General features: G+C 56.2%; 17 protein-coding genes and 1 pseudogene. 13 read left to right on the forward strand and 5 right to left on the reverse strand.

Annotation, left to right across the window (positions count from 1 at the left end):
* Position 1: 1 nt before the first annotated feature.
* Complete coding sequence (locus tag SK51_RS03815) at positions 2-637, reverse strand: LuxR C-terminal-related transcriptional regulator (protein ID WP_032622107.1); 636 nt, start codon at positions 635-637, stop codon at positions 2-4.
* A 569-nt stretch (positions 638-1,206) separates the two neighbouring features.
* Here SK51_RS03815 and SK51_RS03820 point away from each other — a divergent pair.
* Complete coding sequence (locus tag SK51_RS03820) at positions 1,207-1,827, forward strand: LuxR C-terminal-related transcriptional regulator (protein WP_015570093.1); 621 nt, start codon at positions 1,207-1,209, stop codon at positions 1,825-1,827.
* A gap of 75 nt (positions 1,828-1,902) precedes the next feature.
* Positions 1,903-2,583, forward strand: coding sequence for an EAL domain-containing protein (locus SK51_RS03825; RefSeq protein WP_023305160.1), 681 nt, complete (start codon positions 1,903-1,905; stop codon positions 2,581-2,583).
* An 18-nt stretch (positions 2,584-2,601) separates the two neighbouring features.
* On the opposite strand, the gene nlpA is transcribed toward SK51_RS03825, so the two are convergent.
* Together nlpA and SK51_RS03835 are read right to left on the reverse strand one after the other, a co-directional pair.
* Positions 2,602-3,402: a lipoprotein NlpA gene (gene nlpA / locus SK51_RS03830; RefSeq protein ID WP_023305159.1), complete on the reverse strand. Its 801-nt coding sequence runs from the start codon at positions 3,400-3,402 to the stop codon at positions 2,602-2,604.
* A gap of 229 nt (positions 3,403-3,631) precedes the next feature.
* Positions 3,632-5,131 carry an MDR family MFS transporter gene (locus SK51_RS03835; protein WP_032670895.1) on the reverse strand — a complete coding sequence of 500 codons (1,500 nt, stop codon included), beginning with the start codon at positions 5,129-5,131 and terminating at the stop codon, positions 3,632-3,634.
* Between the two features lie 78 nt (positions 5,132-5,209).
* Between SK51_RS03835 and SK51_RS03840 the strand changes: the two genes are divergently transcribed.
* Positions 5,210-5,857 (forward strand): TetR/AcrR family transcriptional regulator, encoded by a 648-nt coding sequence (locus SK51_RS03840; protein ID WP_023305157.1) that lies wholly within the window; start codon positions 5,210-5,212, stop codon positions 5,855-5,857.
* On the opposite strand, the gene SK51_RS03845 is transcribed toward SK51_RS03840, so the two are convergent.
* The gene (locus tag SK51_RS03845) at positions 5,854-6,273 is read right to left on the reverse strand and encodes a GNAT family N-acetyltransferase (protein ID WP_022646571.1); all 420 of its coding nucleotides are present in this window, start codon (positions 6,271-6,273) and stop codon (positions 5,854-5,856) included. The two genes, SK51_RS03840 and SK51_RS03845, sit on opposite strands and share 4 nt — an antisense overlap.
* Positions 6,274-6,458: 185 nt before the next feature.
* On the opposite strand from SK51_RS03845, the gene SK51_RS03850 reads away from it, so the two are divergent.
* The 5 genes from SK51_RS03850 (at position 6,459) to SK51_RS03870 (ending at position 13,188) form a co-directional block, all read left to right on the forward strand.
* The gene (locus SK51_RS03850; RefSeq protein WP_022646570.1) at positions 6,459-7,028 is read left to right on the forward strand and encodes a TetR/AcrR family transcriptional regulator; all 570 of its coding nucleotides are present in this window, start codon (positions 6,459-6,461) and stop codon (positions 7,026-7,028) included.
* Between the two features lie 147 nt (positions 7,029-7,175).
* Positions 7,176-8,297, forward strand: coding sequence for an efflux RND transporter periplasmic adaptor subunit (locus tag SK51_RS03855; RefSeq protein ID WP_023305156.1), 1,122 nt, complete (start codon positions 7,176-7,178; stop codon positions 8,295-8,297).
* Entirely contained in the window at positions 8,297-11,407 is a 3,111-nt protein-coding gene (locus SK51_RS03860; RefSeq protein ID WP_032626664.1) for an efflux RND transporter permease subunit, read from the forward strand. The genes SK51_RS03855 and SK51_RS03860 overlap by 1 nt, the downstream gene beginning before the upstream one ends.
* Positions 11,407-12,771 carry an efflux transporter outer membrane subunit gene (locus tag SK51_RS03865; protein WP_023305154.1) on the forward strand — a complete coding sequence of 455 codons (1,365 nt, stop codon included), beginning with the start codon at positions 11,407-11,409 and terminating at the stop codon, positions 12,769-12,771. Before SK51_RS03860 ends, SK51_RS03865 begins: the two co-directional genes overlap by 1 nt.
* Before the next feature lie 120 nt (positions 12,772-12,891).
* A complete protein-coding gene (locus SK51_RS03870) occupies positions 12,892-13,188 on the forward strand; it encodes a YicS family protein (RefSeq protein ID WP_003861030.1) in 297 nt (98 codons plus the stop codon).
* A 50-nt stretch (positions 13,189-13,238) separates the two neighbouring features.
* On the opposite strand, the gene SK51_RS03875 is transcribed toward SK51_RS03870, so the two are convergent.
* Entirely contained in the window at positions 13,239-14,189 is a 951-nt protein-coding gene (locus tag SK51_RS03875) for a LacI family DNA-binding transcriptional regulator (RefSeq protein WP_022646566.1), read from the reverse strand.
* Positions 14,190-14,482: 293 nt separating this feature from the next.
* Between SK51_RS03875 and SK51_RS03880 the strand changes: the two genes are divergently transcribed.
* From SK51_RS03880 to SK51_RS03900, 5 genes and pseudogenes are all read left to right on the forward strand, one after another.
* Positions 14,483-14,797 carry a PTS sugar transporter subunit IIB gene (locus tag SK51_RS03880; protein WP_003861034.1) on the forward strand — a complete coding sequence of 105 codons (315 nt, stop codon included), beginning with the start codon at positions 14,483-14,485 and terminating at the stop codon, positions 14,795-14,797.
* A gap of 11 nt (positions 14,798-14,808) precedes the next feature.
* Positions 14,809-16,134: a PTS sugar transporter subunit IIC gene (locus SK51_RS03885; protein ID WP_022646565.1), complete on the forward strand. Its 1,326-nt coding sequence runs from the start codon at positions 14,809-14,811 to the stop codon at positions 16,132-16,134.
* Between the two features lie 17 nt (positions 16,135-16,151).
* Positions 16,152-17,528, forward strand: a pseudogene (locus tag SK51_RS03890) (glycoside hydrolase family 1 protein).
* 5 nt (positions 17,529-17,533) lie between these two features.
* Positions 17,534-17,836 (forward strand): PTS lactose/cellobiose transporter subunit IIA, encoded by a 303-nt coding sequence (locus tag SK51_RS03895; protein ID WP_014168006.1) that lies wholly within the window; start codon positions 17,534-17,536, stop codon positions 17,834-17,836.
* Between the two features lie 138 nt (positions 17,837-17,974).
* Entirely contained in the window at positions 17,975-19,354 is a 1,380-nt protein-coding gene (locus SK51_RS03900; RefSeq protein WP_023305153.1) for a carbohydrate porin, read from the forward strand.
* The last annotated feature ends 29 nt before the right edge of the window (positions 19,355-19,383 follow it).

Genomic DNA, 19,383 nt, shown 5'->3' on the forward strand with positions numbered 1-19,383 from the left:
GCTATTTCTCCATCTTTCCAACCGCTTGCACATACTTAATCAGTTCGCTGTGGTTGGAAAGATTCAGCTTTTTCATCGCATTGTGCTTCTGCGTCGCAATGGTACTGACCGAACGGTTTCGATGACGGGCAATCTCCGTCGTTGAAAATCCTTCCACGATAAGATGGAGCACCTCCCACTCTCTGGCCGAGAGGATGGAGCGCGCCCGGGAACCGGACCGCATTACCCGCCTGAGCCACGAAGAGATCGACGGTGTTTGCCCGTCCGCCATGAGCAACGCGGGTAATTCCTTTTTCAGTTCAGTCAATTCATCCTGCTGACTGATGGTTAATTCAAATTTCATCTCCAGAACTTTTTTTAACAGCCCGTAAGGCAGCTCGGGCACCAACAGAACACGCCTGACGTGATGGGTTTTACATAAAGATGTAAAACGGCTGCTGACCTCCGCACTCCACTCTTTATGATTAAGCAGATAATTAAATTCAGTGAAGAAAACATCCACGTTATTATCCGCGACCGCCGCCAGCGCCTGTTCAGTGGAATCGACCTGAGTAATGTTCAATACGTAATCGGGTAAAAGATCATGGAGCGCCCGGAATATTATCTCTTTAAATATATTTATTTTGTAAAACACCATTACCCTTACGATACGTTCAGTATTATTCATGTCTTTTCTAAATTCTCGTGACCGGAGGAAAATGATAATAGTTTATGTACTCATCACTCACAACCTCTTCACGCCAGGATTTTATCCTTCTCAGGCTTAAAAATCTGAACAAGGACATTAAATTTATAGAAAAAATTCTATTTTATTCTGCACGCCGTTTCCTCTTGCAGATAAAGCCTTGTCGATAACCCTGCCGCGATCACAATTTCTCTTTCAGGAATAGCAGTAAGCCACTGAAAAAACGGTGGATAAACCCCATCAATCAACCTTCTGATGCTTATTAATCGCCCATTCACAGAATAAAAATCCGGCATGAATATTATTAGAAGATTAAAACAATTGCATATACCATTAAAACCATTTTTCAATTTTATCTTCCTCTAATAATTGGCATCAGCTTTACTCGACGGTTTGTATTGGCTTACATTGATGCCATCGCATCGCGTTATTTAAAAAGTGCTCGCCATTCTTTTAATAAGAGAGTGCGAACCGCCATTTTCTCTTATATGGACTGTTTACTCAGCGAAAGGAGAATGCCAATGCAAAATAAAAAAACAATTCACGTTGCCGTTGTTGACAGCTGCGAATTCACGATGATTGGCCTGCAATCGCTCGGAAAGCGTGAGCCTGATGAAAAACACGACGTTATTTTCCATGGGTTTACCCATATCGAAGAACTTGCTATGAGTGAACAACTCTTTGATATCATCATTTATGATCCGTTGAATACGCGTCATTTCCGGGTGACGACGAATGACGACATTCTCTGTATTAAACAGAAACAAGTGACGGCGAAGATCTATATCTATTCGTTATCCGCTGGCTATTTGAAATTCAAACATGTTGATGGAGTAATCAGCAAAAGAGTCTCCCTGGGGGATATCAAAGCGCTGTGGCAAATACTGATGAGCCAGACGCCGCAAGAGTCTGGTCGTTACAACGTAGGCATGACTACCCGCTTACGCACCCCGGCGAGGCTGTCCAGCGAGGAGGCCAGCGTATTGCGCGGCTATTCCTGTAATCTCAAAACCAAGCAAATCGCCCGTCAGCTGGGGTGTAACGTCAGGCTGGTTTACTTTTATAAAAACAACGCCATGAACAAGCTTAAGGCCGTGCGTGGCCCCTCGTTTTACCAGAGCATTCGCTGGATCCTGAATTAAGAATTTGACCGTGTGTCGTTTGCCTTTTGTTCCCGTGTCCGCGGGAACCTTTTTTCATTTCCTGAAGGCTGTTCCATGTATACCGTTCTTCCCTCTCCCCTGTTGCAACGTATCTCAGGGCTGCGATTCCAGCCGCTTGTCGATCTTCATTCGGGCCAGATGTTCGCGCATGAAGTTCTCGTGGAGATCCATAACGTCAATCTGGAGATATTATTTGCTTCTCTGCCTTCGCGCAGCGCGCTGCAAATCTTCTTCTGGCAGGCCAACACCCTGTTACAGATACCCGCCCGGGACGCTTACTGGCTAAACCTTCCGGCAGAGCACCTTCTCGACGAACGCGCTATCCGGTTGTTGCTGGCGTTACGCCATCAGCAGCGGTTAACGATTGAAATTCAGGATCCTCACACCATCACACGGCTGAGTAAGGCTGAGCAACATCGTCTTCATGCCACGCTTGTTCGGTTAAAAGAGGCGGGATGGCAAATCTGGCTGGACGATTTAACCCGGGAGTTGGCTGAGGCGTTCGCGCGGCTTGCGCTGCCGCTGGATGGGGTAAAAATTGACCGCTCAGCGCTGCGCGAGCGCGCGCCGCTTGCCCCGTTTGTGCAGGAGGTCAGGGCAGGTATCGCGCAATCAATTCTTATCGAAGGCATCGAGAATTCGCGGGATCTGGCGCGCGCCCGCACGTCTGGCGCACAGTCTGGCCAGGGTTTTCTGTGGCCCGAAAGCCGCACCGATGCCCGCGTAACGCTGTGAGGGCCAGCTTACCGTGGCCTACCAGCCCGGCACCGCACCGCCGTTAAAAATGGTCTCTGCCGCTTTCGCCACTTCCGGCGACTGATAGGACTGGATAAATTCCTTCACGTTTTCGGCGTCTTTGTTGTCTTCTCGCGTGACCACTATATTCACGTAAGGCGAGTTTTTGTCCTCAATAAAGACGCTGTCATGTACCGGAGACAGCCCCGTTTGCTGAAGATAGGTGGTACTGATGATGGCCACATCCACTTTCGGATCGTCCAGCACGCGCGGCAGCTGCGCCCCTTCCAGCTCCATAATCTGTACGTTTTTCGGGTTCGCGGTAATATCCAGCGCCGTTGGCAGCAGGCCAACATCTGGTTTAAGGGTAATCAGCTTCTCTTTTTGCAGCAGCAACAGCGCGCGGCCGAGGTTGGTGGGATCGTTTGGAATCGCAATGGTTGCGCCATCCTTCAGCTCAGACACCGATTTAATCTTTCGGGAGTAACCCGCCATCGGGAAGACGAAGGTATTGGCCACGGCGACCAGCGTGTAATTGTGCGCCTTGTTATCTTGTGCAAGGAACGGGCGATGCTGGAAGACGTTGGCGTCCAGTTCGCCCTGGTTGGTGGCATCGTTGGGTAGCAGCGAGCCGCTAAAGCCCACCAGCTCAACATCCAGACCGTATTTCTCTTTTGCCACCTTTTTGGCGACTTCCGCCACGTCCTGCTCAGCGCCATTAATCACGCCGACTTTAATGTGTCTGGCATCATTGCCGCCTTGATCGCAACCTGCCAGCAGCAGGGCCGCGAGCACCAGAGCACTCAACTGAAATTTCACGAGACAGTTCCTTTCGACAGTGGTTTTGAAGACTATATCGACAACGAGACGGCAGGCTAAAAAACGAAAAGGAATCAGTAAGACGGTTAAGTTATATGCGGCCTGTTGCCGGGTGGCGCTGCGCTTACCCGGCCTACGTAACGGGCGAAGTGTAGGCCCGGTAAGCGTAGCGCCACCCGGCGATGGGCATCAGGCTACGGTAGTCCAGGCGCAAGCAGAACCGCTTCCCTCACGCCTGCCGACGCAGCGGCGCTTCGCGCAAAAACCACGACAGCACAAACGCCAGCACCATAATCCCCGCCGCCAGCATAAACACCGCATGGATAGCCGAGCCGAACGCATCCAGATAGTCCAGACGCAGGGCATCAGGCAGATGGTGAATGGCAACGGGATTAAGTTCGCGCGGCAGTTCCGCCCCTTCCGGCAGCCTGTCGATCAGCCCTGATTGCAGAATATGGGTGAACACCGCGCCAAACAGCGCAACGCCAATCGCCCCGCCAATGGAACGGAACAGCGTCACCCCAGAGGTCGCTACGCCGTATTGATCGGCTGACACGCTGTTCTGCACCGCCAGCACCAGCACCTGCATCACCAGTCCCAGCCCCATGCCCAGCACGCCGGTAAACAGGTACAGCTGCCAGGTTGGGGAGGTGATTGAAATGCGCGTCAGTAACACCATCCCCACCACGCCGAGCAGCGTGCCGAGGATCGGGAACAGACGGTATTTCCCGGTGCGGCTGATGATGCGCCCGCTGATGATGGAGGTGAGCAACAGCCCGCCCATCAGGGGGATCAGCTGCAAGCCGGCCTGCGTTGGCGTGGCGTCTTTCACCACCTGTAAATAGAGCGGCAGGAACGTTACCGAGCCAAACAGGGACATGCCGATGATAAAGCCAATCAGGCTACAGAGCAGGAAGCTGCGGTCGCGGAAGAGCGACAGCGGGATAATCGGCTCCCACGCCAGCCGCTCTTCGTAAATAAACCCGGCGATCCCCGTCAGGCCGAAGGCCAGAATGCACCACAGCTGCGGGTCGTTCCATTGGCGGATCGTACCGCCCTCGGTGGTAAACAGAATGATGCACAGCAGCGCCATGCTGAGGTAAATCGCCCCCAGGTAATCAATCTCATGCTTGCTGCGCCGCGCGCTGCCGTGGAATACCGCGCCAATCACCAGCAGCGCAAACAGCCCCAGCGGCAGGTTGATGTAGAAAATCCAGCGCCAGGATGCATGCTGAACGATAAACCCGCCGATCAGCGGGCCTATCACCGTCGCCAGGCCAAACACGCCGCCAAACAGCCCCTGATAGCGACCCCGATCGGCAGGCGGGATCACGTCCGCCACGGCGGCCATGCTGATCACCATCAGGCCGCCGCCCCCCAGCCCTTGCAGGGCGCGCATCAGCACCAGCTGGGTCATGTTCTGCGCCAGGCCACACAGCGCAGAGCCCACCAGGAAAAGCACTATTGCGATTTGCAGGACGATTTTACGGCCAAACAGATCGCCGAATTTGCCATACAGCGGCACCACGATGGTCGAACTGAGGATATAGGCTGTCACCACCCAGGAGAGCTTATCCAGCCCGCCCAGCTCACCGACGATGGTCGGCAGCGCGGTGGAGACAATGGTCTGATCCAGCGCCGAGAGCAGCATCACCAGCAGGAGTGCGCTGAACAGCAGCTTAATCGACGGCACCTTTTTCGCAGGTTGAGTCATTACGTCGGACTCCATAAGACATCACTTGAAATTAATTAATCGTATAATTAATATTTGTGGAAGTGATGAATAAGATCAAGAGATACGGTGACCATGTCAGCACAAAAGGACAATTCTGAACCCCGCCGCCCCGGTCGGCCACGCGGCGGCAAGCGCGTTACCGCCAGCCGTGAACAGCTGCTGGATATCGCCCTGAATCTCTTTTCCCGCCAGGGGATCGCCAATACGTCGTTGAACGCTATTGCCCGCGAAGCAGGCGTGACGCCCGCCATGCTGCACTACTACTTCAACTCCAGAGAACAGTTGCTGGATGCGATGATTGAGGAGCGCTTCCTGCCGTTACGCGAGCGGATCGGGGCGATTTTCGCCGACAACCGGGATTCGCCGGTGGATGCCCTGACGGAAATGGTCAGGGTGCTGGCCGAACTGGCGGAAAAGTATCGCTGGTTTGCCCCGCTGTGGATGCAGGAGGTGATCGGCGAGATGCCGGTACTGCGTACGCATTTGCAGGAGCGCTTTGGCGATGAGAAATATCACACCACGCTGGCAACCATCAAAGGCTGGCAGCAGGAAGGAAAGCTGAATCCGGCGCTGGCCCCCGAACTGCTGTTCACTACGCTGCTGAGCCTGGTGCTGGTGCCGTTCTCTCGCATGCGCAATGACGAGAGGCTTAATGCCCTCTCGCCGGAGATCGTTGTGCGCCACGTGTTAGCCGTGATCGGCACCGGGATCGGCGGTTAAAGATCCCTGGTCAGATAGTGTCTCTGCATTCCCTGATAAGGGTAATCCTGTAAGGACATCTGCACCTGATAACCCTGTTTTTCATAGAACGGACGCGCCTGGAAGCTGACCGTATCCACCAGCGCGTGACGACACCCTTTACGACGGGCCTCCTCTTCAGCCGTTTTGATCAGCTGGCTGCCGACGCCCGTTCCCCGCACCCTGTCGCTGACCCACAGAAAGTCGATATTCAGCCAGTCGCCTTTACGTACGCCGATTAACCCGCCCAGCATGACGCCGTTGTCGTCTCGCACATATACGCCAATATCGCCACTAAACGTCGCCAGATCTAAATACTGCGCGTTATAGGCTCTTAGCCCCGTTAATAATTCTTCTTTTTCTTCAGCCGTGACTTTATCTGTAATGCTCAGATGCATAAATCTCTCCTTATTTTCAGCGCAATCTGAATATCTCACAGCTTAACCTTCATAAAAACTCCTTATTTCCTCCATTGTTTAAACAAGGAAATATTCATTCAATATGTAAATAAAAAAAACCTTTCCAATAGGCTCCGAAAACGTATAATGAGAACGATCATTCTCACTTTTTACGGTAGCCGACGATGAGCACAAAGCTGGAAGAACGACAAAAACTACGGCAGGACGAAATCATCACCGCCGCGCGCCGCTGCTTTCGCGCCAGTGGATTTCACGCTGCCAGCATGTCGCAGATCGCCAGCGAAGCCAGGCTCAGCGTCGGACAAATCTATCGCTATTTCAGTAACAAAGACGCGATCATTGAAGAGATGATCCGGCGCATTATCGACTCACGTATTGAGGAGATGCAGGGCAAAACCCTGGTTGAAGGGATGCCGCAGGCGCTTGCCTGGCGCCAGACGCTTAACGAAGATGATGACGCGCTAATGCTCGAAATGTCCGCAGAGGCCACACGTAATCCGCTGGTGGCAAACATGCTGATCGAAGCCGAAGCCCGCATGTTCGCCAACGCCTGTGAGCACCTGAAAAAGCAGTTCCCCCACCTGAGCGATGAGCATATTCGCTGCTGCGTGGAGATTACCGCCGTGATGATCGAAGGCACGATTTACCGTCGACTCACGCCTTTAAAAGTACCGTCAGAACAATTAGAGCCCATATACCAGAATATTTTAAATATGCTTTTCTCTGCGAAGTAATCGCATGTGAATAATTAGCGGAAATAAGTAATTTCCCTTTTTTCATTTCTGGCTCTGCCAGAGATGCGGGATCGCTGTGTTTTTAATTAGCCCTCCTCCCTGTTAAGCGATTAACAGGGCAGGCTTCGTTCACCCTGGAAAAAGATTATGAAAACCATAACAACCTCCATCGCAGCATTACTCCTCCTGACAGGGTGCGATAATGCGCAAACATCTGCTCCCCAGCGTCCTCTTCCAAAAGTGGGGATTGTCACACTCATGAGCCAGCCGGTGTCCGTGGTCAGCGAGCTGACCGGCCGCACCGCCGCCGCGATGAGCGCCGAAGTGCGCCCTCAGGTGGGCGGCATTATTCAGAAACGGCTCTTCACCGAAGGCGATACGGTCAAGGCCGGGCAGGCGCTGTATCAGATCGATCCTTCCAGCTACCGCGCCGCTTATAATGAAGCTGCTGCCGCACTGAAACAGGCGCAGGCGCTGGTGCAGGCCGACTGCCAGAAAGCCCGGCGCTATGCGCAGCTGGTGAAGGACGACGGCGTATCACGTCAGGATGCGGAAGACGCGAAGTCCACCTGCGCGCAGGACAAGGCCAGCGTCGAGTCAAAGAAAGCCGCGCTGGAAAGTGCCCGCATTAACCTCAACTGGACCACCGTCACCGCGCCGATTGCCGGACGTATCGGCATCTCCTCTGTGACCCCCGGCGCGCTGGTGACCGCCCAGCAGGATACCGCGCTGGCCACTATTCGCGGGCTGGACAGTATGTACGTCGATTTAACCCGTTCCAGCGCCGATCTGCTGCGATTACGCAAGCAAACCCTCGCCAGCAACAGCGATACGCTGGACGTGTCGTTGATCCTCGAAGACGGCAGCAGCTACAGCGAAAAAGGCCATCTGGCGTTAACCGAAGTGGCGGTGGATGAGTCTACCGGCTCAGTCACCCTGCGCGCCGTCTTTCCGAACCCGCAGCATCAGCTTCTGCCGGGCATGTTCGTCCGCGCCCGAGTGGATGAAGGCATCATGAATGACGCGATCCTCGCGCCGCAGCAGGGCATCACCCGCGACGCCAAAGGTACCGCCACCGCGCTGGTGGTGAACGCCAGCAACAAGGTCGAGCAGCGTCAGCTGGAGACGGGCGACACCTACGGCGATAAATGGCTGGTGCTGAATGGCCTGAAGGCGGGCGATAAGCTGATTGTGGAAGGCACCGACAAAGTCACCGCCGGGCAGGAAGTGAAAGCTGAAGAGATGAAAACCAACGGAGGAAACGCCTGATGTTTTCCCGTTTCTTCGTGCGTCGCCCGGTCTTTGCCTGGGTTATCGCCATTCTCATCATGCTCGCCGGGATACTGGCGATCCGCACGCTGCCCGTTGCGCAGTACCCGGACGTTGCCCCGCCGTCGATCAAAATATCCGCCACCTACACCGGCGCCTCCGCACAAACGCTGGAGAACAGCGTGACGCAGGTGATCGAGCAGCAGCTCACCGGGCTGGATAACCTGCTCTACTTCACCTCCACCAGCAGCTCGGACGGGTCGGTGAGCATTAACGTCACGTTTGAACAGGGAACCGATCCGGACACCGCTCAGGTACAGGTGCAGAACAAAGTCCAGCAGGCGGAATCACGCCTGCCGACCGAGGTGCAGCAGTCCGGGATCACCGTCGAAAAATCCCAGAGCAACTTCCTGCTGATCATGGGCGTATATGATAAAACCGACACCGCCAGCAGCTCGGATATCGCCGACTGGCTGGTGAGTAATATGCAGGATCCGCTGGCGCGCGTGGATGGCGTCGGCAGCCTGCAGGTGTTCGGTGCAGAATACGCGATGCGCATCTGGCTCGACCCGGCTAAGCTGGCGTCGTACTCGCTGATGCCCTCCGACGTGCAGAGCGCGATTGAAGCGCAGAACGTGCAGGTCTCCGCCGGTAAAATCGGCGCGCTGCCCTCGTCGAACGCCCAACAGCTGACCGCCACCGTCCGCGCTCAGTCGCGTCTGCAAACGGTCGATGAGTTCAAAAAAATCATCGTCAAGAGCCAGTCCAACGGTGCGGTGGTGCGCATCAGCGACGTCGCGCGCGTGGAGATGGGCAGCGAAGATTACACCGCCACCGCGAAGCTGAACGGCCACCCGGCGGCGGGTATGGCGGTGATGCTCTCGCCGGGCGCCAACGCGCTTAACACCGCCACGGCGGTAAAAGACAAGATCGCCGAGTTCAAAAAGTCGATGCCGGAAGGCTACGACGTGGCCTACCCGAAAGACAGCACCGAGTTCATCAAGATCTCCGTTGAGGACGTGATTCAGACCCTGTTCGAAGCCATTATCCTCGTGGTGGTGGTGATGTACCTGTTTCTGCAAAACATCCGCGCGACGCTGATCCCGGCGCTGGCGGTGCCGGTGGTGCTGCTGGGCACCTTCGGCGTACTGGCGCTGTTCGGTTACTCCATCAACACCCTGACGCTGTTTGCCATGGTGCTGGCGATAGGACTTTTGGTGGATGACGCCATCGTGGTGGTGGAAAACGTCGAGCGTATTATGCGCGACGAAGGGCTGCCCGCCCGGGAAGCGACCGAAAAATCGATGGGCGAAATTTCCGGCGCGCTGATCGCCATTGCGCTGGTGCTCTCTGCGGTATTCCTGCCGATGGCCTTCTTCGGCGGCTCTACCGGGGTCATTTACCGTCAGTTCTCGGTCACCATTATTTCGGCGATGTTCCTCTCCGTGGTGGTGGCGCTGACCCTGACGCCCGCGCTGTGCGGCTCGATCCTGAATCACACCGCTCCGCACAAAAAGGGCTTCTTCGGCGCGTTTAACCGCTTCTACAGTAAGACCGAGCACGGCTATCAGAATAAGGTTCTGCGCGCCCTGCGCCGTTCCGGCGGCATGCTGGTGATCTTCGCCCTGCTCTGCGGCGCGATGGGGTTCGCCATGCTGAAACTGCCGGGCAGCTTCCTGCCAACCGAAGACCAGGGAGAAATCATGGTGCAGTACACCCTCCCTGCCGGCGCAACCGCGGTGCGTACCGCAGAGGTAAGCCGCCAGGTACGCGAGTGGTTCCTCACCAAAGAGAAAGCCAATACCGACGTGATCTTTACCGTTGAAGGCTTCAGCTTCAGCGGCAGCGGCCAGAACGCCGGGATGGCGTTCGTCTCCCTGAAAAACTGGTCAGAGCGTAAAGGCGAGGAAAACACCGCGCAGGCCATTGCCCTGCGCGCCACGCAGGAGCTGAGCGCCATCCGCGATGCCACCATCTTTGCGATGACACCGCCGGCAGTGGACGGTCTGGGCCAGAGCAACGGCTTTACCTTTGAGCTGATGGCGAGCGGCGGCACCGACCGCGACGCGCTGCTGAAACTGCGTAACCAGCTGATTGGCGAAGCGAATCAGGACAGCTCGCTGCACGCCGTGCGCGCCAACGATCTGCCGCAGATGCCGCAGCTTCAGGTGGATATCGATAACAACAAAGCCGTGTCGCTGGGGCTCTCCCTGAGCGACGTCACCGACACCCTGTCCAGCGCCTGGGGCGGCACCTACGTGAACGACTTCATTGACCGTGGCCGCGTGAAAAAGGTCTACATCCAGGGCGACAGCGACTATCGCGCGGTACCGTCGGATCTCAACAAATGGTATGTGCGCGGCAGCGACAGCACTATGACCCCATTCTCCGCCTTCGCCACCACCCGCTGGGAGTATGGCCCGGAAAGCCTGGTGCGCTACAACGGCTCGGCGGCGTATGAAATTCAGGGCGAGAACGCCAGCGGCGCCAGCTCCGGTACGGCGATGAGCAAAATGGAGCAGCTGGCGAATAACCTGCCGTCCGGCAGCACCTGGGCGTGGAGCGGTTTGTCGTTGCAGGAAAAACTGGCGAGCGGTCAGGCGATGAGCCTTTATGCCCTCTCCATCCTCGTGGTGTTCCTGTGCCTGGCGGCACTGTATGAGAGCTGGTCGGTGCCCATTTCGGTGATCCTCGTGATCCCGCTTGGGGTGCTGGGCGCGGCCATTGCCGCCTCCCTGCGCGGCCTGAGCAACGATGTCTATTTCCAGGTGGCGCTGCTGACCACCATCGGTCTGTCGTCGAAGAACGCCATTCTGATTGTCGAGTTTGCCGAAGCCAAAGTGGCCGAAGGCTACTCCCTGACGCGCGCCGCCCTGCGGGCCGCCCAGACGCGTCTGCGTCCGATCATCATGACCTCGCTGGCGTTTATCGCAGGCGTGACGCCGCTGGCGATTGCCACCGGCGCGGGGGCCAACAGCCGCGTGGCGATCGGCACCGGCATTATCGGCGGGACGCTGGCCGCGACGCTGCTGGCGATCTTCTTCGTTCCTTTATTCTTTGTACTGGTGAAACGTCTGTTCTCCGGTAAGCACGCAAACCGGAGGTCATAATGTTTCGTGTAACTGTTTTAGCGTTAGCACTGCTGAGCGCAGGCTGTGTGTCATTAGATCCCACGTATCAGCGCCCGGACGCACCCGTTCCGGCCACACTGCCCGGCGCGCACGGCGAAGCCAGCGCCGTGGTGAGCCAGTGGCAGCAGGTGATGAATGATGCGCGGCTGAAAAGCGTGGTGACGATGGCGCTCAACAGCAACCGCGACGTGCAAAAAGCGATTGCGGATATCGACGCCGCTCGTGCCCAGTATGGCGAAACGCGATCGTCCCTGTTCCCGACGGTGGACGCGGAACTGAGCCACACCCGCAGCCGCACGCTGGCGAGCGGCGTCGCGACGAGCGACGAAGCCAACGGCACGGTCTCCAGCTTCGAACTGGATCTGTTTGGCCGCAACCAGAGCCTGTCGCGCGCCGCGCGTGAAACCTGGCTTGCCAGCGAGTTCACCGCGCAGAACACGCGCCTGACAATGGTCAGCGAACTGACCACGGCCTGGGTGACGCTGGCGGCGGATAACAGCAATCTGGCGCTGGCGAAATCCACCCTGGAGAGCGCCGCGAACTCGCTCAAAATCGTCAAACGTCAGCAGGAAGTAGGTGTGGCAGCGGCCACGGACGTCAGTGAAGCGATGGCGGTTTACCAGCAGGCGCGCGCCAGCGTGGCGAGCTACCAGACGCTGGTGATGCAGGACAAAAACGCCCTTAACCTGCTGGCGGGCGATACGGTGCCCGAGAACCTGCTGCCCGGCACGCTGGAGAGCCTGAGCGATAACGCCATCACGCTGATCCCGGCGGGCGTCAGCTCCAGCGCGCTGCTGCGTCGCCCGGACATTCAGGAGGCGGAACATAACCTGCTGAGCGCTAATGCCAACATCGGCGCGGCACGCGCCAACTTCTTCCCGACCATTTCACTGACCGCCAGCGCGGGCGTCGGCAGCGATTCGCTGTCATCCCTGTTCAGCCACGGCATGAAGGTCTGGTCGTTCGCGCCGTCCATCACCCTGCCGCTGTTTAGCGGGGGCAACAATATGGCGCAGCTGCGCTATGCGGAAGCGGAGAAGAAGGGGCTAATCGCCACCTATGAGAAGACCATCCAGAGCGCGTTTAAGGACGTGGCCGACGCGCTGGCGCGGCGCGAAACGTTGAGCGAACAGCTTGATGCCCAGCGTGAATACGTGGCGGCGGAGCAAAAAACGCTGGATGTGGCGACGCGCAGTTACAAGGCTGGCGCGGGCGATTATCTGTCGGTGCTCACCGCGCAGCGATCGCTGTGGTCAGCACAGGAATCACTGATTGCCTTGCAGCAAACCGACCTGGAAAACCGCATCACGCTGTGGCAATCGCTGGGTGGAGGGGTTCAGTAACGGCCTGAGAGGGCGATTCTCATACCAGGTGAAAAGTAAATTCATACTTTCGGCTGGAATCGCCTGCCTGAATGTAACGATACATTTCAGGGAAAGCCTGTGACTTTACCGGAGGTCTCAATGAAATCTGCACACCTGGTTTGCCTGCTCGTTTGCCTGATTTTCGCTGCGTTTGTTCACGCGCAGGAGAAGAGCGCTCCGGAGAAAGAGGCCCAGATAAAACAGCAGGTCCTGAAAGATGTGAAGAAAACCTGTACCCCGCAGAAAAAGCAGAGCGATAAGGCCTGGCAGGCGATGATTTTGTCGTCTGAGGCCAATCAACTGCTGATCAAAAATGCCATCACCGCCGTGAAGCGTGACAACCTGGACGCCTACTGGGATGCAGTAAGTCAGGTGGATTGTATGGAAGATTACTGAGGGTTGAGCGCCGGGTGGCGGCTGCGCCTTACCCGGCCTACATCACATGTTTAACGCTTCCGCACATCCGGAATAATCAAATCCCCGCGCAGCACGTAGGACCCGAGCATCTGCGTTTTCGCCGTCAGCCAGCTCACGATGCGCGCCGCCATGGCGTCCATGGAATACTCAATGGCCGGGATCACCGGAATACCCGGGAGATGCAGCGAACCGCCGAGGCTGAAGACCATGATGTCTTCCGGTACCGATTTATTAAACGCCTGTAACTGCGGGATCACCCGCTGGGCTTCCTGCTCGTCTGCCACCAGCAGCGCGTTGAAATTCAGCGTGGACGCGTTGTTGAGTAATTCCTGAAGCGCAACGGACGATGAAGTCGCGTCCATAAACACGAGGTTGCGATTAAAGGGCAGGAAGTTTTTCTCCAGCGCATGTTTGTAACCCAGCAGCACCTGATCGGCAAAGCCGCTGCCGTGCGGGTGGATCAGTGCTATCTGGCGACGCCCCTGGCTGGTGAGATAGTTGCAGGCCGTTTCAGCAGCGAACGCGTGATCGAACTGAATGCTGTTGGCGTTATCGGCTTCCATACAGTCGACCAGAATGACGTTGTCCATGTCCACGTCTAGCGGGAAACGCGCGCCAATCACCAGAATGTCATCACATAAGCCGCAGGAGAGTTCTTCAAGGGCGTTCATCACTTCTGTTTTCGTGTGTGCGAAACGCAGCAGCAGATGTTTTTGATGCTGGCTGAGGTGTTTTTCCAGCGCGTACAGGTAACCGGTGGTCTGGTTAATGTTCTCCTGCGCGCAAATCACCCCAATGCAGCCCGTCGACTGGCTGAGCAGCGACTGGGCGATCACGTTCGGACGATAGTTCAGCTCATCCACCGCTCTCAGAACAGCCTGTCGACTGGCTTCTTTAACGCCACGCGACCCGCTCAACACCCGTGATACCGTGGCTTTGGACACCCCGGCCAGACGCGATACATCGTTGATTGTAGACATCTCTCTCCCCTGTCAGACGCAACTGGCGTCTGTAATTTCCATCACCGCTACGGCTCACATTATAGCCAGAACGGAGTATATCCGTTTCCGTTTTCCATGGAAACCGATTTTCCGTTTCCACTCAATTTGATGTCAAAACAGCCAAATTATGTGACCCACATCCGGTTAATTAGCGTCATAAGTAGTGGATATTGATGGTTGTCACACTTCTGTCTTTTATGAATGGAAACCGGTTTCCGTATCATGTCCAATCATCATCGCAATAACTTTTTACACTTTGAGGATGGTCGTCGATGTTCAAGATTATGCTGTGCTGCTCTGCCGGGATGTCCACCAGCCTGCTGGTCAGCAAAATGATCGATGTTGCAAAAGAACGGGGGTTGCCCGTGAAGATAGATGCGTATGGCGTATCCGAATTTGATACGCAGTTTCCGCACTATCAGGTGGTGCTTCTCGGACCGCAAGTGAAATACATGTTAAAGACACTCTCAGACAAGGCAGCGACGCAAGGCATACCGGTGCAGCCCATCGACATGATGGATTACGGCATGCAGCGTGGCGATAAAGTACTGGACTATGCTCTGTCGCTCATCGAAGCGGCACACTAAAAGGTGTTCACATGAGTTCGTTATATCAATCCATGGTCGCGGTGATTGAACAGTCAATTACGCCGCTGGCCGCGAAGCTCGGTCAGCAAAAGTATGTGATTGCCATCCGCGACGGCTTTACCGCCGCGCTGCCGTTTATGATCATCGGCTCGTTTATGCTGGTGTTTATCTTCCCGCCGTTTTCGGCGGATACCACCAACAGCTTCGCCCGCGGCTGGCTGGATTTCTCCGAGACCTACCGCGAACAGCTGATGCTGCCCTTTAACCTCAGCATGGGCGTCATGACCTTCTTCATCTCGGTGGGGATTGGGGCGAGCCTGGGGCGTCAGTTTAACCTCGATCCGGTGATGTCCGGTCTGCTGGCCTTTATGGCCTTCCTGCTGGTCGCCGCGCCGTATGCCGACGGCAAAATTTCGACGCAGTATCTGTCGGGTCAGGGCATCTTCACTGCGCTTATCACCGCGATCTACTCCACCCGTGTGTACGCGTGGCTGAAGCAGAACAACGTCACCATCCGCCTGCCGAAAGAGGTGCCGACCGGCGTGGCGCGTTCGTTTGAGATCCTGATCCCGGTGATGGTGGTGATTGGTACCCTGCATCCGCTGAACCTGTTCATTGAAGCGCAGACCGGGATGATCATCCCGCAGGCGATTATGCACCTGCTGGAGCCGCTGGTGTCCGCGTCTGACTCGCTGCCCGCGATTCTGCTCTCCGTTCTGCTGTGCCAGATCTTCTGGTTTGCCGGTATCCACGGGTCGCTGATTGTCACCGGCATCATGAACCCGTTCTGGATGGCGAACCTCTCTGCAAACCAGGCGGCGCTGGCGGCGGGCGCGGCGCTGCCGCACGTTTATCTGCAAGGTTTCTGGGATCACTACCTGCTGATTGGCGGGGTAGGCTCGACCCTGCCGCTGGCGTTCCTGCTGCTGCGCAGCCGCGCCACTCACCTGCGCACCATCGGCAAAATGGGCGTTGTGCCAAGCTTCTTTAACATCAACGAACCGATTCTGTTCGGCGCGCCGATCATCATGAACCCGATGCTGTTTATCCCGTTCGTGTTTGTTCCGCTGGTCAACGCCTGCCTGGCGTACGGCGCAACCAAACTCGGCTGGCTGGCCCAGGTGGTTTCGTTAACCCCGTGGACCACGCCCGCGCCGATTGGCGCCTCGTGGGCGGCGAACTGGGCGCTGAGCCCGGTGGTGATGTGCCTGGTCTGCATGGTGATGTCGGCGCTGATGTACCTGCCGTTCCTGCGCGCCTATGAGCGTACGCTCATCAAAAATGAAGAGCAGAAAGCCCAGGCAACCGTCGGCACCGCTGAAACAGTTAGCAATTAAGTCAAAGAGGAAGGGTCATGAAATACGCATTTCCCGATAACTTCTGGTGGGGCAGCGCAAGCTCCGCTCTCCAGACGGAAGGGACATGAGAGGGTGAAACCACGTGGGACTACTGGTTTTCCCGCGAGCCGAACCGTTTTCACAACGGCGTGGGACCGCAGCATACCTCCACGTTTTATCAGCACTGGAAAACGGACATTCAGCTGTTGAAGCAGCTGAACCACAACAGCTTTCGCACCTCGATTAGCTGGGCGCGCCTGATCCCCGACGGTATCGGTGAAGTGAACCCGGACGCGGTCGATTTTTATAATCAGGTCATTGATGAGCTGAATGAACAGGGCATCACGCCGTTTATCACCCTGTTCCATTTCGACATGCCGATGGCGATGCAGGAGATCGGCGGCTGGGAAAACCGTGACGTAGTGGACGCCTACGCCCGCTATGCGCAGATCTGCTTCGAGCTGTTTGGCGACCGCGTGCTGCACTGGTTTACCTTCAACGAGCCGATTGTTCCGGTGGAAGGCGGTTATCTGTACGATTTCCATTACCCGAACGTGGTGGATTTTCGTCGGGCGGCCACCGTGGCATATCACACGGTGCTGGCCCATGCAAAGGCCGTTCAGGCTTACCGCGCCGGGCATTACGCGGGGGAGATCGGCATCGTGCTGAACCTGACGCCGTCATACCCGCGTTCGCAGAACCCGGCGGACGTGAAGGCGGCGCATATCGCGGATCTGATGTTTAACCGTAGCTTCCTCGACCCGGTGCTGCGCGGGGAGTATCCGGCCGACCTGGTGGCATTGCTGAAATCTTACGATCAGCTACCCGCCTGCAAGCCGGAAGACGGTTTCCTGATTGCGGAAGGGAAAATCGACCTGCTCGGCGTTAACTACTATCAACCGCGCCGCGTGAAGTGTCGCGACAGCGCGGTGAACCCGCAGGCGCCGTTTATGCCGGAGTGGTTCTTTGATAGCTACGAGATGCCGGGCCGCAAGATGAATCCGTACCGCGGCTGGGAAATTTACGAGCCGGGTATTTACGATATTCTGGTTAACCTGCGCGACAATTACGGTAACCCCCGCTGTTTTATTTCTGAAAACGGGATGGGTGTCGAAAACGAGCAGCGCTTTATTGAAAACGGCCAGATAAACGATCGGTACCGCATCGAATTTATTTCTGAGCATTTAGCGTGGCTGCATAAAGGTATTAGCGAAGGCTGCAATTGCCTTGGCTACCATATGTGGACGTTTATTGATAACTGGTCGTGGTGCAATGCCTATAAAAACCGCTACGGTTTTATTCAGCTCGATTTGGAGACGCAGCAGCGCACCATTAAAAAAAGCGGAGAGTGGTTTGCCGCTACCGCCTTAAATAATTGCTTTGATAAAGAGTAAAAATGATGATCGCATTAGAAGAAGCCGTAATGGAAATTATCGTCAACGCCGGTCAGTCCCGCAGCCTGTGCTTCGAAGCGCTGCATGCGGCGCGCCAGGGCAACCTTGACGAAGCCAAAAGCCTGCTGCGTGAAGCCGATGGCTACGCGCGCCAGGCACACAAGATGCAGACCAAACTGATCGAGCAGGACGCGGGCGAAGCCCGCCAGCCGATGACCTTAATTATGGTGCACGCGCAGGATCATTTAATGAATTCGCTATTAGCGCGTGAATTATCTGAAGAGATTATTCATTTATATCAGAGATAGTCTATGGCGAAATAATTTAATGTAATACCTCTGTACCTAAAACTAGAAATCCACTTGTTCTGATGATAGCGACATATTCTGTCAGATCGGAGCGGGATGGTTATTGTCTGAATAAAATTAAACTATATTGAGATAACCATGAATACGATTAAAAAACTTCCATTAACCATGGCGGTTATCGCCGCGCTTTGTCCAATTTCCGTGCTCGCGCAAGAATTTACGCAGGAGCAAATTGACGCCATTGTGGCGAAAGCGGTGGATAAAGCCCTGGCCGAGCGTCAGGCGAAAATGGATGCGGCGGTCGCGAAAAAAGCGGACGTCATCACCGAGCCGCAGAGCGCAGCGCAATCCCCGGACATGGCGATTCCGTTTGGCATCAAATTTACCGGCTACGCCCGCTACGGCGCGCACTTCCAGGCCGCTGACCAGAAGTATGTGGCGGTGGACGGCTCCTACAACGGCGCGTCCGCGATTGGTCGTCTGGGTAACGAAGGCAACGGCGGGGAATTCCAGCTCTCCAAGGCCTTCAAGGGTGATAACGGCGCCATCTGGGACATCAACGTGATGATCGACCACTGGGGCGACGAAGTTAACCTCAAAAAAGCTTACGCCGGGGTGACCAACATTATGGCCTCCAACCCGAACGCCTACTTTTGGGCCGGTCGTGACTTCCACCAGCGTCCGCAGCAGGGCATCAACGATTACTTCTGGATGAACCACGATGGCCAGGGCGCCGGGGTGAAGAACTTCGACATCGGCGGTGTGCAGTTCGACGTGGCTGCCGTGGCGGCGGTGGAATCCTGTAGCCCGGAAGTGATGGAAGATGAAGCCAACCCGTCGCGCATCACCTGTACCGGCGGTTCCGGCACGGGCGACAAGGGCAACTACGCTGCCACCTCAAAAATCCACGGCATGAAGCTCGGCCCGATCGACCTGGAGCTGTACGCCAACTACGGCTTTGATTCGAAAGCGGTTGAAAGCGACGAACGCCTGAACGCCTGGCAGGGCGGCGTGGTGCTGAGCCATACCAACGACAGCGGCGTGAACAAGGTGATCGCCCGCTACTCCGATAATTCGGACAACAGCGTGTTCAACAAAACCGAAGATCTGACCACGGTCTACGCCAGCTTCGAAGGGCTGTATAAATTCACCCAGGCCACGCAGGTGGAGTACATCCTCGCCTTCCACGACTATGACAACAGCCGCGATGACGTCGACAACCGCAAGAACTACAATGCCATCGTGCGCCCGATGCACTGGTGGAACGACGTTCACTCCACCTGGCTGGAAGCGGGCTGGCAGCACGTTGATTACGACAACGGCGGCGACAACAAGGGCTGGAAGCTGACCCTGTCGCAGAACATGTCTATCGCCATGGGGCCGGAGTTCCGTCCGATGCTGCGCTTCTACGTCACCGGCGGCAAAGTGGACAACGAACGCACCGCGCGCGTGAACAACACCAAAGATGAGACGCTGGACGACTTCAACGTCGGCGCGATGTGGGAGGCGTGGTTCTAAGGTCAACAACATGCCGGGTGGCGCTACGC

The sequence above is a fragment of the Enterobacter sp. MGH85 genome, assembly GCF_001037655.1.
GTDB lineage: Bacteria > Pseudomonadota > Gammaproteobacteria > Enterobacterales > Enterobacteriaceae > Enterobacter > Enterobacter intestinihominis.